This is a genomic window from Natrinema sp. H-ect4, assembly GCF_041894845.1.
Classification (GTDB): Archaea; Halobacteriota; Halobacteria; order Halobacteriales; family Natrialbaceae; genus Natrinema.
This window is the reverse complement of the sequence record NZ_JBHDYC010000010.1, coordinates 148,524-162,498: the sequence shown is the minus strand read 5'-3', so window position 1 is coordinate 162,498 and position 13,975 is coordinate 148,524. Positions and strand designations below refer to the sequence as shown.

At 62.9% G+C, this 13,975-nt stretch carries 12 protein-coding genes; 8 read left to right on the top strand and 4 right to left on the bottom strand.

Annotated elements, in window-relative coordinates; genetic code table 11:
* The first annotated feature begins 319 nt into the window (after window positions 1-319).
* From ACEWFR_RS14650 to ACEWFR_RS14630, 5 genes are all read left to right on the top strand, one after another.
* Window positions 320-937, top strand: coding sequence for a hypothetical protein (locus ACEWFR_RS14650; protein WP_374061751.1), 618 nt, complete (start codon window positions 320-322; stop codon window positions 935-937).
* Between the two features lie 86 nt (window positions 938-1,023).
* Entirely contained in the window at window positions 1,024-2,667 is a 1,644-nt protein-coding gene (locus ACEWFR_RS14645; RefSeq protein ID WP_374061750.1) for a class I adenylate-forming enzyme family protein, read from the top strand.
* Between the two features lie 75 nt (window positions 2,668-2,742).
* Window positions 2,743-2,940 (top strand): acyl-CoA dehydrogenase family protein, encoded by a 198-nt coding sequence (locus ACEWFR_RS14640; protein WP_374061749.1) that lies wholly within the window; start codon window positions 2,743-2,745, stop codon window positions 2,938-2,940.
* Between the two features lie 2 nt (window positions 2,941-2,942).
* The gene (locus ACEWFR_RS14635) at window positions 2,943-4,298 is read left to right on the top strand and encodes an MmgE/PrpD family protein (protein ID WP_374061748.1); all 1,356 of its coding nucleotides are present in this window, start codon (window positions 2,943-2,945) and stop codon (window positions 4,296-4,298) included.
* A gap of 76 nt (window positions 4,299-4,374) precedes the next feature.
* Window positions 4,375-5,448 carry a quinone-dependent dihydroorotate dehydrogenase gene (locus tag ACEWFR_RS14630; protein ID WP_374061747.1) on the top strand — a complete coding sequence of 358 codons (1,074 nt, stop codon included), beginning with the start codon at window positions 4,375-4,377 and terminating at the stop codon, window positions 5,446-5,448.
* Window positions 5,449-5,477: 29 nt separating this feature from the next.
* On the opposite strand, the gene ACEWFR_RS14625 is transcribed toward ACEWFR_RS14630, so the two are convergent.
* The 3 genes from ACEWFR_RS14625 to allB all read right to left on the bottom strand — a co-directional run bounded on the left by ACEWFR_RS14625 (window position 5,478) and on the right by allB (window position 8,328).
* Complete coding sequence (locus tag ACEWFR_RS14625; RefSeq protein ID WP_374061746.1) at window positions 5,478-6,401, bottom strand: hypothetical protein; 924 nt, start codon at window positions 6,399-6,401, stop codon at window positions 5,478-5,480.
* Window positions 6,402-6,622: 221 nt separating this feature from the next.
* A complete protein-coding gene (locus ACEWFR_RS14620; protein WP_098726405.1) occupies window positions 6,623-6,853 on the bottom strand; it encodes a hypothetical protein in 231 nt (76 codons plus the stop codon).
* A 110-nt stretch (window positions 6,854-6,963) separates the two neighbouring features.
* Window positions 6,964-8,328, bottom strand: a complete 1,365-nt coding sequence (gene allB, locus ACEWFR_RS14615) for an allantoinase AllB (protein ID WP_374061745.1) — start codon at window positions 8,326-8,328, stop codon at window positions 6,964-6,966.
* 335 nt (window positions 8,329-8,663) lie between these two features.
* Here allB and ACEWFR_RS14610 point away from each other — a divergent pair, with 335 nt between their 5' ends.
* The 3 genes from ACEWFR_RS14610 to ACEWFR_RS14600 all read left to right on the top strand — a co-directional run bounded on the left by ACEWFR_RS14610 (window position 8,664) and on the right by ACEWFR_RS14600 (window position 12,820).
* The gene (locus ACEWFR_RS14610; protein ID WP_374061744.1) at window positions 8,664-9,653 is read left to right on the top strand and encodes an NAD-dependent epimerase/dehydratase family protein; all 990 of its coding nucleotides are present in this window, start codon (window positions 8,664-8,666) and stop codon (window positions 9,651-9,653) included.
* Window positions 9,654-10,137: 484 nt separating this feature from the next.
* Window positions 10,138-10,638, top strand: coding sequence for a helix-turn-helix transcriptional regulator (locus tag ACEWFR_RS14605; RefSeq protein ID WP_374061743.1), 501 nt, complete (start codon window positions 10,138-10,140; stop codon window positions 10,636-10,638).
* 193 nt (window positions 10,639-10,831) lie between these two features.
* Window positions 10,832-12,820: a hypothetical protein gene (locus ACEWFR_RS14600; protein ID WP_374061742.1), complete on the top strand. Its 1,989-nt coding sequence runs from the start codon at window positions 10,832-10,834 to the stop codon at window positions 12,818-12,820.
* A 270-nt stretch (window positions 12,821-13,090) separates the two neighbouring features.
* Here the strand turns inward: ACEWFR_RS14600 and ACEWFR_RS14595 are convergent, their stop codons facing one another.
* Window positions 13,091-13,594: an ArsR family transcriptional regulator gene (locus ACEWFR_RS14595; RefSeq protein ID WP_374061741.1), complete on the bottom strand. Its 504-nt coding sequence runs from the start codon at window positions 13,592-13,594 to the stop codon at window positions 13,091-13,093.
* Window positions 13,595-13,975 lie beyond the last annotated feature (381 nt).

Sequence of the window (13,975 nt, the reverse complement as noted above, 5' to 3'; positions counted from 1 at the left end):
GGGACCCATGCAACCTCGCAGTCGTACCGTCGGCGCAGTCGTGTCGTCGGTTTTTCAGTGGGACCGACTCACTCACACCAAACACTGTTGGTAGCAGAGTTATCACGCTCGCACCGTATTTTCAACCTAGACCGACACTGCGAACGGTCGGACGGATTCGCCTGACGCTCGAGCGACCGCTTGCACCTCTTTACCATATTGAATTCAATAAAATCATTGGTAATAGTTCACTATCTCATCAGTTATCTAGGAATGCTTTAATTAGAATGGGTTCTCGAAGGATTTACGTAGACATGGTCTCGTTTCCTGACCGTAGCGCATGACCACCAGATTCGATATCCCATCCCGTACTTCGGATACGCCCTCCAGCGATCCGCAGTTCGACGAGACGGCCGAGCTATCTCCGGACGATATTTTTCACGTTCTCCAGACGAATCGAAGACGAGAGGCGATTCGGTATCTGCTCGACGAGGACGAACTCACTAAAATGCGCGACGTCGCCGAGCACGTCGCGGCGAAAGAACACGAGACGACAGTGGCGCAACTGACATCTGCCCAGCGCCAGCGCGTCTACATTCCGCTGTATCAGTCACATCTTCCGAAACTCGACAAGAAGGGAATCATCGAGTACGACCAGCCCCGCGGGGTCGTGCGACCGACCGATCGACTGGAGATATTCCGACCGTATCTCGAGGCGTCGGACAACGAACTCGAGCGACCGAGAACCGACGCCGATCGATCGGCCACTGCCCGCGTCGAGAGCGCGTATTTCCGGACTGCGATCGTCGCGAGCAGTAGTCTTCTGCTCATCTCAGCAATGGGCGTGCTCTCGATCCCCGGATCGGTTCTCGGAGCGATCATCATGATCCTATTCGTGCTAGCCACGGTCGCCTCGAACGGCGTCGATGCACCGCTCTCGATGCGATCCGCGAACTGACGGTCGATCCTAATAGCATCTCCTGGCTGCCTGCTACTGGCGCGCAACGATTTTACGCTGCTACTCCGTTGTCGAGCGTACCAGTCATGCTTGCGTGGCCAGACGAGACAATCTACGAGGGGATCGCGTCAGTGGCAGCGACCGACCCGGAGCGCCGGGCCGTGGTCTTCGACGAAACAGTGTGGAGTTACGACGACCTGCTCGCGGAGAGTCGCGCACTCGCCCGCGGGCTCGCCGATGTGGGCGTGTCCCGGGGCGACGTCGTCGCGGTCTGGCTGGGAAACCGCCCCGAGTGGATCGCCTGTCAGCTCGCGACCTCGTTGCTGGGCGCGGCGATGGTCGCGGTCAACACCCGCTACCGAACCCACGAACTCAAGTACATGCTCGAGGATTCGGGCGCGAGCGTCCTCGTCACTGAGGACGCACTGCTCGGACGGGACTACCACGAGATGCTCGCGACGGCCGTTCCCGAAGTTCGCGAGCAGTCGGCCGAGGAGTTCGATCCCGATTCGATTCCCACCCTCGAGGCGGCCGTAAGCCTCGAGCCGTCGGCCGACCTGCCGGCGCTGCGAGCCTACGACGACGTCCTGAAGACCGGCCGAGCGCGGGATCGGGACGATCTCGAGCCAGCGAGCGATCCCGAGGCCCCGGCAGCGATCTTCTACACGAGCGGGACGACGAGTGATCCGAAAGGGTGTCTCCAGTCGAGTCGGTCGCTGCTAAATCACTCCGCCCACGTCGCGGACCATCTCGGCGTGACCGAGGATGACGTCGGTGTCGCAACGCTTCCGTTCTGTGGCATCTGGGGGTACAACACGCTCTTCAGCGCACTCACAATGGGAGCGACGCTCGTGACGCAGACTCACTTCGACCCCGGCGAGACGATTCGGCTGGTCGACGAGTACGACGCGACGTACCTCACGGGGCTGGGCGTGATGTTCGAACGGATGCTCGAGCACGATGTCTTCGACCCATCGCGGGTCGAGACCGTCGAGACGGGTGTCGTGGGCTTCATCAGCAAGGGATTCGACGAGGAGTTGTTCGAGCGCATCGAAGCGACGTTCGGCTTCCCGGTGGTCCAGCCCTACGGACTCTCGGAGGCCAACAGTCAGATCTTCGTCGGCGACCCCGACGATCCGGCAGAGCGACGCAAACGCGTCGGCGGGCCGCCGATCCACCCAGAGATCGGGTCGAAGATTGTCGATCCCGAGACGCGCGCGGAACTGCCGGCCGGCGAGGAGGGCGAACTGGCGATCAGGGGGTATCTACTGGCCGACGGCTACCTCGGCAAGCCGGCGGCGACGGCCGCGGCCTTCGATGAAGAGGGATGGTTCTACACCGGTGATCTCGCCGAGACGGACGCTGACGGGTACGTCTACTATCGGTCGCGGCTCGACGACGCCCTGCGAGTTCGCGGCTTCCTCGTCGCACCCCGCGAGATCGGAGCCGCCGTCGAGGACCACCCCGACGTTCGCTCCTGCGAGGTCGTCGGCGCGCCCCATCCCCGCCACGGCGAGGTGCCGGTCGCGTTCGTCGTTCCCGTCGAGTCCGATGGCGACGAGCCCACGTCCGACGGCCTCGAGGCGTTCCTCGAGTCCCGCGTGGCCGACTACAAGGTCCCCGAAGCGTTCGAGTTCGTCGACGGCTTCCCCACGACGGAGGGACCGAACGGGGAGAAGGTCCGAAAGACCGCGCTCAGGGAGCGGGTACGAGACCGATTTGGGGGATAGCGAACGGGTCCGAAATTCCGGAAATCGAGGGGGAGCGGCGCAACGCTTTTTGCCCGACTAGATGAGGCTAACCCGATGGCCCAACTCCTGCGCGATGCGGTCGAGCTGACGGAAAGCCAGCAGCTCGTTCGCTCGAGCGTTCGTAACGTCTGCTCCGATTACGACGCCGAGTACTGGCGTCGACACGCCGCGGAGGGGGAGTACCCCCACGAGTTCGTCGACGCGCTGGTCGACCACGGCTGGATGGGAATCCTGCTTCCGGAGGATCTGTAGCGATGCCCGCAGGCGAGAGCGGCGTGGCAACCGACCTCGCCGCGTTCGTGGCATCGCTCTCGGACGACGACGTGCCCGACGACGCGCGTCGACTGGCCGAACGCGCGATACTCGATACCGTCGGCGTGACCCTCGCGGGAACGGGTGCCGAGGGCGGGACCGTCGCCGCGAGTGCGACCGCCGCCGAAACCGGCGAGACGACGGTGCTCGGTCGCGACCGGCAACTCCCGCTGTCCGACGCCGTCTTCGCGAACGCGACCGCCGGCCACGCGCTGGACTTCGACGACGTCGCGCTGGCGGCGATGGACGGCCACCCGAGCGTGCCGATGGTCGCCCCGCTGTTGGCCGTCGGCGAGCGCGAGGGCTCGACCGGACAGGACGTTCTCACGGCCTTCGTCGCCGGTTTCGAGGCACAACACTTCCTCTCGAGACCGATCAGCCCCGGTCACTACGAGGGCGGCTGGCACGCCACCTCGACGATCGGCCTCTTCGGTGCCGCCGCGGCCGTTGCGAACCTGCTCGAGCTCTCCCCCGACCACGCCGAACACGCGCTCAATATCGCCGCCTCGATGCCGGCCGGCCTCAAGCGAAACTTCGGGACGACGACCAAGTCGATCCACGCTGGTCAGGCCGCTCGATCAGGCACGACCGCGGCCCTACTCGCTGCCGAGGGCGCAACCGCCGATTCGAGAGCGGTCGACGGAGACCGTGGCTTTTTCGACCTCTATCACGGGGACCGCGAACCGGACCTCGAGCGGGTGCCCGACCTCGGCTCGCACTGGGCGCTGTGCGAGGACGGCATCGACGTCAAGAAGTATCCCTGCTGTTACTACACCCACGCCGCGATCTACGCCGCGATCGAGCTCGCCGAGGAGTACGCCCTCGAGGCGGCCGATATCGACGAGGTTCGGGTGACGGCCTCCCAGGGCGCGGCCGACGCGCTCGCCCACGACGACCCCGCGACGGGGCTCGAGGCGAAGTTCTCGATGCCGTACCTGATCGGACGCGCGATCGCCGACCGGGACGTCGGACTCGCCGCATTCGACGAGGACAACATCGACGAGCCGGCGGTCCAGACCGTTCGCGAACGGGTCTCGCTGGCCGTCGACGACGAGTTGCCTTACGACTCCAACGCCGCCCACGTCGCGGCGACGACCCGCGACGGCGAGACCCACGAACGCATGCAAGAGCGGCCGCCGGGCACCCACGACGACCCGCTCTCGATTGAGGAGCTCCACGAGAAGTTCCAGATGTGCGCCGCGTACGCCCCGGCATCTGTGGCCGTCGACGACGCGCTGGCAGCCCTGGACGACCTGCGGTCGGTCTCGGACGTGAGCGACGCACTCGAGTCACTCTGATCGCGGCCGACTCGACGAGTGGTCGGTCGCGACCGCTTCGGGACGTTTACCTGTCGCCCGCTCTCACGTCCCGGCAATGACGCTGTACTCGCGGGTTCGCCCCTTCGCGTTCAAACTGCCGGCCGAGACGGCCCACGATCTGGGCAAACGGACGCTCCGGGCGGCCCAGTCGACGTGGCCGACGCGTGCAGCCCTCTCGTACGCGTATCGGTACGACGATCCGGCGCTCGAGGTCGACCTGTTCGATACCACGTTCCCGAACCCGGTCGGCGTCGCCGCCGGCTTCGACAAGAACGCCGAAGTGACCCACGCCCTCGAAGCGCTTGGCTTTGGCTTCGTCGAAATCGGCACCGTCACGCCCTACCCGCAGGCGGGCAACGACCGGCCCCGACTCTTCCGCCTGCGCGAGGACGAGGGAATGATCAACCGGATGGGCTTCAACGGGCAGGGAATGGAGCAGGTCAAGTCGCGGCTCGCGGCCGACGGCACCCCCGACGTCCCGCTGGGCGTCAACGTCGGCAAGATGAACTCCTCGAGCGAAGCGGAGGCGATCGAGGATTATCGGCGCGTTTTCGATCGGCTCTCGCCGTTCGCCGACTACGTCGTCGTCAACGTCTCCTGTCCGAACACGCCCGACGAGTTCGACGAGGCCTCCCCCGACCACCTCCGGGCGATCTTCGAGACGCTCGAGGCCGAAAACGATCGGGACGTCCCGATACTGGTAAAGATCGGCCCGGACGAGCCCCAGGAGTCAGTCTTCGACCTGGTCGACATCGTCCGGGAGTTCGATCTCGACGGCATCGTCGCGACGAACACGTCGACGAGTCGCGAGGGACTCGAGTCACCCCGGCGCGAGGAGTGGGGCGGACTCAGCGGGAACCCCCTCGAAAGTCGCTCGACCGAGGTCATTCGCACACTTGCCGAGTACACGGACGGCGAATTGCCCATCATCGGCGTCGGCGGCGTCGACTCGGCCGAAAGCGCATACGAGAAGATCCGGGCCGGCGCCTCGCTCGTCCAGTTGTACACCGGATTCGTCTACGAAGGGCCCTCGACCGCGAAGCGGATCAATCGGGGGCTCGTTGCGTTGCTCGAGCGCGACGGCTTCTCGTCGGTCGAGGAAGCGGTCGGCGCGGATCTCGAGCGCTGATCGAGAACCGGTATCGACCCGCGGAGGGACTACGAACGGCGAACGACCGTCGGGCCGGAGAGGGTCGGAACCGCGTCTGCGCCCCAGGCGTTGCGTTCCTGTTGATCCTCGATCGGCCCCTTGAACGCCGAAATTCCCGACACGACTGCTTGCTCGGGGAGATCGTTCGGGTCGATCATATCGATGCTGCCGGCCGTCGGCGAGTATGCCCAAAGCCGGACCGCCTTTCGCAGCGTGTTCAGGTCAATTTTCACAAGCCGATCCGCGATCCTGACGCCGTTATCGTAGATGGTGTCCGTCGTCTCTATCAGGTTCGCCGCCTCGAGCAGACCCTCGTTCGGGGTCGCAAACTCGACCGTGTGTCGCTCGACTCCGTCGGCGATGTTGGAATCCTGGAAGTCAACCTCGAGCTCGAGGTACGTGGGTCGAAACAGATTCCCTGGCATTCCGGTTTCCGTATGATACTCGGCGCTGAGCGAGCCGACGGCGTTTTGGCTCTCGACCGTCGTCTCGGTACTCTCGATCGTCCAGCTCCAGCCGTTGCCGCCGTAGGACGTGCCGGGTGTCTCAATGCTAAGACGCACGTAGACGTCACCGACATCGCCCGGGTCCGCGTCTGTCGCCCAGCTGATGACGAACGGGAAATCGACGGTGTATGAGTCACAGTTCCCACCGAACCAACCACAGCCGCGGAGCGATTCGTTCTGGTGCATGAAGATCCCGTCGGCGTTCCACTGGCCGTTGACGGCGCCGACCTGTTCCGGGTCCAGCGGCGTCTCGTCTTTCTGGAACAGCGTGGGGATCCCGACCGAACAGAGGAACCCATCACCGGTCGCCCCGGCACCGAGTCCGGGGAGGGTCGCCGCTGCGAGCCCGGTCCCACCGACGGCTTTCAGAACGGTTCGACGCGATCGATTCGTCCTCTCGTCCGTACTGTTGGGTCTGCCAGACATTTCACTAGATACAACTATGGCATTTCATTTATATTTTTTCTAGCGTCATATTATATGTTCTCCATATATGTATTATATAAATTCTTGCCGAATTCGAGAGTTGGCCTCAGCAGATTGGAGCACAGAGTAACGGAAAGGTGAAGATACCGGTTCGTAATCGGCGAAAAAGGAAAGCACGGGAACGGAAACCAGTCGGTCGTCAGTGGTGGCTTCGACAGAGATCAATCAGCCGGTTCGAGGTCTCCGATCGCGTCGTCGAGCCCATGGTGTTCGGCCGGGCCAACGACCCCGTCGGTCTGCTCCTCGCGGATCTCCCGGGAGTTGGAGTCCTCCCGTTGTGATTCGACCATCGGTTCGGTATCACCGTCGGTGACGGAGAGGAAAACCGATCTGAGCTGTTCCGTCTTGTCCGTTTCGCGGTCGATATCGTCAGTGGGGTCTGCGTCGGTCATGTTCGTCTACCTACCAGATTCGGTGGCACGGATACTGTATATAAATCGACCGCAACTTTCACGAACTGAGAACTGTCGCGACGAACGACACTCCGTCTTCGGTCGATCGATTAATCGACGTCCACGCGCGTACCGTATCCGGATTCGCCGATCACGTCACCGTCCTCGTAGACGACCTCGCCGCGGACGACGGTCGCGACCGCTTTCCCCCGGAAAGACTCGCCCTCGAACGGCGTCACGCAGTTCTTCGAGTGGAAGTCGGCGCCGTCCGCCGTCCACTCGAGATTCGGATCGACGATCGTGAGGTCGGCGTCGGTACCCACCTGCAGCGACCCCTTCTGGGGGTACATCCCCCAGACCTGGGCCGGATTCGTCGCGTGTCGGCGGACCCACTCCTCGAGCGAGAGTCGACCCTGATCGACGAAGGTGAGCATGGCCGGCACCTCGGTCTCGAGGCCGACGAACCCCGAGATCGCGTCCCAGGTGTTGCCGAAGGGGTCGTCGACTTTCTTTTCCGCGGGCGTGTGTGGTGCGTGGTCGGTGGCGATGCAGTCGATCACGCCGTCGTCGATACCGACCTCCCAGAGCCTGTCACGTTCCTCGGCATCCCGAATGGGTGGCTGAACCCGCGCGACGTTGCCCTTCTCGCGCATGACCTCCTCGGTGAACCAGAGGTAGTGGGGCGTCGTCTCGGCGGTGACGTCGACGCCGCGATCGTTCCCTCGGGCGACGGCCTCGGCGGCCGATCCCGATGAAACGTGGAACATGTGGATCTTCGCGCCGGTCTCCTCGGCGAAGGTGATCATCCGCTCGACGGCCTCCCGTTCGGCGATCACGGGCCGCGAGTGGGAGTGATCGATCGGTTCGTTTCGTCCCTCGGCCTTGAAACGCTCCGTGTAGTGATCGATGATCTCGCCGTTTTCCTCGTGGAAACCCAGTCGCTTGCCAGTCTCGCGGATCTTCTCCATGGCCTCGAGTATCTCGCCGTCGTTCGGCGGCGGGACGTCGCCGACTGTCGAGCCGAGGAAGACCTTGAACCCGAGCGGGCCGACCTCGTCGATGTCCGGAATAAGATCGAGGTTCTCGCTCGTGACGACGGCGTAGCTCTGAAAGTCGACGTGGGCCGAGGCCTCGCCGCGCTCGAATTTGAGCTCGAGGTTCTCGGGGCTGTCGATGACGGGATCCGTGTTCGGCATCCCGACGACGGTCGTCACGCCGCCGGCGGCGGCCGCTCGCGTCGCGGACTCCCAGTCTTCCTTGTACTCGAGGCCGGGTTCGCGGTTGTGGATGTGGCAGTCGACAATCCCGGGAACCAGCACGTTCCCCTCGGCGTCGAGGACGCGATCAGCCTCCGGAAGACGGTCGCTTCGGCCGACGGCGACGATTCGTCCGTCCTCGACGGCGACGCCCGCGTCGGGCGTCCGGCCCGCGGGCGTGATGACGGTACTGTTACGCACGACGAGATCCACGGTCATTGCCGTGGAGTTGCCGAGGACCGCGCATATAGCTTCCCCAAATGGCTCGAGTTTCGCTGCACCTGCGACACCGAGTAGTGACGCGGAACCCGTATAGAGTAGTGCTGTGGAACCCGTAAAGCACCAGGACGTTCGCGGTGGCAGTCGGCTATCTTCCCGTTCTCGATTCAAACAGACAGTATCGACGGCGTTTGGCTGCGATCTCCAGTCAGTTGGCTGCTCGACCGACACGAACGAATCCGCCGCTGTAAGCAGTTCCTACCGTTCGATCGAGCGCCGAAAACCCGGGGGTACGAATCGGATACTAAACAGCGAGGTGGTGCTACCGCCAGGCGATGGACTCGCCAGCGATTCGCGACAGCACGGTGCTCGTAACCGGCGGCGCGGGCTTTATCGGCAGCCACCTCGTCGAGGCGCTGACGCCCCACAACGAGGTCAGGGTCCTCGACAACCTCACGACCGGCGACCGAACCCACCTCCCCGACGGCGTGACGGTGATCGAGGGCGACATTCGGGACCCGATCGCGCTACAGCAAGCGGCCCGCGGCGTCGACGTGATCTTCCACCACGCCGCACTCGTCAGCGTCGAACGGAGCGTCGACGCGCCCCGACAGAGCAATCGCACGAACCTCGAGGCGAGTCTGCTGGTTCTCGAGCAGGCCCGCCAGGAGGACGCCCGGGTCGTCGTCGCCTCGAGCGCGGCGGTCTACGGCCACCCCGGAGAGCTGCCGGTCACCGAAACGACGCCGACGAACCCGACCTCGCCCTACGGCGTCCAGAAGCTCGCGCTCGACCAGTATACCCGCCTCTACGAGGAACTCTACGATCTGCCGACCGTCGCGTTGCGCTATTTCAACGCCTATGGCCCGCGTCAGCGGGGGCCTTACAGCGGCGTGATTTCGACGTTCCTCGAGCAGGCGCGGGCGGGCGAGCCGATCACGGTCGAGGGAGACGGTGAGCAGAGTCGCGACTTCGTTCACGTGAGCGACGTCGTCCGGGCGAACCTTCGGGCGGCGACGACCGACGCGGTCGGCGAGGCGTTCAACATCGGGACGGGCCAGCGGACGACGATCCTGGAGCTCGCCGAGATCGTCCGGGATGCGACCGGATCGTCCTCGCCGATCGTCCACCGAGATTCTCGCCCCGGCGATATCAGACACAGCGGCGCGGACACCACGAAGGCGACGTGCGAACTCGGGTTCGACGCCCGGATCGATCTCGAGTCCGGAATCCGTTCGCTGGTTGGGGAAGGCGAGCGGCCGCTGCTCGAGGAAGACGCTGGCACGCTACTGGAGTCGAACCGGGAACACGGTTCGTACAGTTGATTCGGTCGATAGCACGGGACGGGTCGTATCCGCCGATATGTCGGCCCGTAAATCGGTGCGACACCGAGACGGATATCGCCGAGACGAGCGCATCACTCGCTCGTATTCGATTCATTGACAGTCACGCCAATATTTTGTTACTCGCTAAATCCGGAACGAATCCGCACTAACCGTTCGAAACGTCCGGACGAGTTTATTCGGTCCGTCGAACAAAGACTGCCTATACCATGACTGGCGAGTGTTCAGCTGCGATGATCGCGGATCGGGTCGATCCCCGCCTGCCATCGATAGGGAACGACTGTCCGGGGCCCCATTGGGGAATCCCACTGATACCGACGGATCGGAATCGGTTGGTCGAGTGGAATTCACGTTCTGGAAGAGATATAGATAACGTACTAACAGCACATGGGTTATAAAAAGCGATTTGTAGAACGGTCACGAGGATACAGGATATGAACGATGTGAACACGGGTTTTCCACAGCCATGAGCAGCCACCGACGAGCTCCCCGATCCATCGTCGCGCTCGTTCCGTCGATCAGTGGAGCCGTCGCGTCAGCGGTGACCACGGGCGCTCGGCCGGGGTTCGTCTCGTGGTCAGCCCGACCGCTCCAGCTGGAGGGAAGCGCCCACATCGCTGCGCTCGCCGGAATGATCGCGCTCGCGCTTCTTGGAGGGATACTCGTCGCTCGCAACCGATACGAGGAGCCGCCCTCGCTCGCGGCCGATCCCGAGACGCACCACGAGGAGTTCGTGACCGATCGGGAGCGCGTCCGACAACTCCTCCGAGAAAACGGCGGACGGATGAAGCAGTCGAGCATCGTCGACTCCGTCGACTGGTCGAAGGCGAAGGTCAGTCGACTGCTCGCGGACCTCGAGGAGGACGAACAGATCACGAAACTGCGTCTCGGACGGGAAAACCTGGTCTGTCTGCCGGGTCACGAACCGACGGCGTCGAAATCACCCGAACAGGTGAACGACGATTAGTCACGGTTCACTCCGACGGCGGGGCGCGAGCCGCATGTGGTGTCCCGGTTCTCGTTGCCGGTACCGAGCGGAACGGAACTGACCGTCGACCGTTCCTATCAGCAATCGTTGTTTTCCGCGAACGAACCCGACACTGAATACGCCACTGCTGGGCCGTAGTATCCGATTTCTCGCGTAATGGTTCCGCCGGTTTATGCGCCGAAGCAACGACGAAATTGGTGCCTTCACGGCAACCATGAACGCACGCAATCAGTTGCTCGTCGTACTTACCGCGCTGATGCTCGTTTGCTCGAGCGGGGCGATGGTCACAGCCGCCACATCCGGTGACACCATCGATCAGAGCAGCGAGGCCAGCGCGAACGAGTACGACTCAGCGAACGAGACGACGAACGAAACGGTAGACGACGAACAGAACGAGACAGCCACGGGGATCGACGGAAACGAGACGGTCCCCGACGACGGTGACGCCGACAACGAAACCGCGGACGCGGACAACGACTCCCAGCCCGCGTACGTGACGTTCGAAGATCAGACGACCGATGGCGAGACGGTCGTCGTCGAGAACGTCACGATCGCGAGCCCCGGTTTCGTGACGATCCACGATAGCAGCCTCCTCGTGGGAGACGTCTTCGAGAGCGTCATCGGTACCTCGGAGTACCTCGAGGCCGGCACGCATGAACAGGTCGAAGTCACCCTCGACGAACCGCTCGAGGAGGACGAGACCCTGATTGCGATGCCCCATCGCGATACGAACGACAATCAGACGTACGATTTCGTCGAATCGGAGGGGCAGTTTGACGGACCCTTCCTCACGGCCGACGACGAGCCGGTGACCGACGATGCAGTGGTCACCGTCGAGGATGCGGCCGATGAGGAGCCGGTCGAGGATACCGAGACCGACGAGGACGTTCAGCAGCCGGACGACAACGTCACTGACGAAGAACCAACCGATAACGTCACCGACGAACCGGTTGACGACAACGAAACCGACGACGACGGGCTAGCTGACGACAACGAGACTGATGATGAGCTCGTCGATGACGAAACCGACGAACCGATTGACGACAACGTAACCGACGAGGACGAGGGAGCCGACGAAGAGCCAGTCGATGAGATGCCGATGGAGGATCTACCGGTCGATGGTGACGGACAGCCGATCTTCGTGACCGTCGAGAATCCAACCATCGAGAACCTGAACATCGAGAACGTGACCGTGTACGTTCTCGTCGTCGGTGAAGACGTTGACGGTGACGAGATGGCAGACCAGATCGACGACATCACCGACGGTGAGATGCCGGTTGACGACGAAACCGAAGACAACGTCACTGACGATAACGAATCGGAAGAGAACATCACGCCGATCGACGAAGAACCGATCGACGAAGAACCGATCGACGACGAGACCGAAGACAACGTCACCGAGGACGACGAGACCGAAGACAACGTCACCGAGGACGACGAGACCGAAGACAACGTCACCGAGGACGACGAGACCGAAGACAACGTCACCGAGGACGACGAGATCGAAGACAACGTCACTGACGATAACGAATCGGAAGAGAACATCACGCCGATCGACGAAGAACCGATCGACGAAGAACCGATCGACGACGAGACCGAAGACAACGTCACCGAGGACAACGAGACGGAAGACGACCTTACGCCGATCGACGAAGAACCGATCGACGAAAACGAAACTGAGGATGACGCCGACGATGTTGCGGCAGCCGAATCCTTCAACGTTAGCGACCTCGAGGCGCCCAGCAGCGCCACGATCGGTGAGAATATCACCGTGACGGCGAACGTCTCGAACCCGACGGACGAGGAACGCACCGAGGCGATCCAGTTCCGTCTCGATGGTGACCTCGTCGCCGAGCAGAACGTGACCCTCGAGAGCGGCGCGAGCGAGGACGTCGAGTTCGAGGTCGACACCACTGGCCTCGCTGCCGGCGACTACGTCCACATGGTGCTGTCGGACGAATCCGGTGAGGTCGCGGCCCTCGAGCTGACCGAGGAAACCGAAGAGACTGACACCGGTATCGACGACGAAACGAACGAGTCCGAAACCGACGACACCGGACTCGACGACGAGACGAACGAGACTGAAACCGGGCTCAACGAGACCGAAGACGGTCTCAACGACACCGGTGAAAACACTACCGACGGTGTGACGGCCGACTGAGCCGACCCTGCGGCGACTGGGTTCGGTAGCGAACGGCCGACAGATCCAACGGACGGCGCGTCTTTTCTCTCCGTCGCAGCGAGCGTCGCGACGGTATGCTGTCGTTCGCTCGGCGGATGACGACACTCGATTCAGCAGTCACCAGGCACGGAGCGACGGCGTCGTCCCGAACGAACTGTCACCGACGGATAGACGTGCAGGTGTGGCCGAGGCGCACGTTGAGCGCCGCTGTTCGAGGGCCGCCGGATGTGGAGTTGGGGTGCACCTCGTTCACCCGAGCAACTGATAGAGGCCGCTCGCAGCGATGGCAAGAAACAGTAGCACGCTCGAGAGCACCGGATCGATGCTCGAGACGACCGGCAGTCCGAGGCCGGCGAGCGCAATGATCGCGAGCCCGAGCAGACAGAGCCCGAGGTGAACCCCCAAGACGCGCGAGTGATCATCTGTGTGCCCGTCGACGTACTGGAGGACCTCGTCGAAGTGACGACCGGGCTGGATCGTCTTCGCATCGGAGTCGTACTCGATCACGGCGTCTTCCTCGAGTTGAGGGAGATGCGTCTGTTGGAGGGAGACGTAGACGCTCTTGTAGAGGTTGTTCGGGACGGGCGTCGTATCGGATTCCGTTGCAGCGATCTTGGTCGCGACGTCGGAGACGTCGATCTGTCCGCCCTCCTCCGCGAGCAACTGGACGATAGCCCGCCGTCTATCGTTACCGAGGATGTGAAATACCTCGCTCTCCTCGAGTGGCTCAGTTCTGTTCGTTTGAACTGACATCGATCAGAGAGAAAGGGCAAGGGTACTCGAACGGCCGTCCACCACCTGTGACCATGTCTCCCCATTTCTCCCACCACTACCTTTAACTTTTGCAGGTTACGCCATCGCCCGAGTCGGACTGTGTGACCGGAATCCGCGCGAGGGGGAGTAGGAGACGGATACAGTCGTTCGAGCCACCGGTTTCGCTTACCGGTCATATCGTATTCGGAAGACATGACAAACCGTGTCCGAAAGACGTGACGAACGGCGCGGACGGGAGAAAACCCCTCGAGTCGCCGAACGTATCGGTCACTCATCTCGAGGGCGGCCAGGAGTGGGGTGGTGTCGAAACGAAAAACGGAGCGGACCGGAGGCGATCAGTCACCCGGGAGATGACCGCCG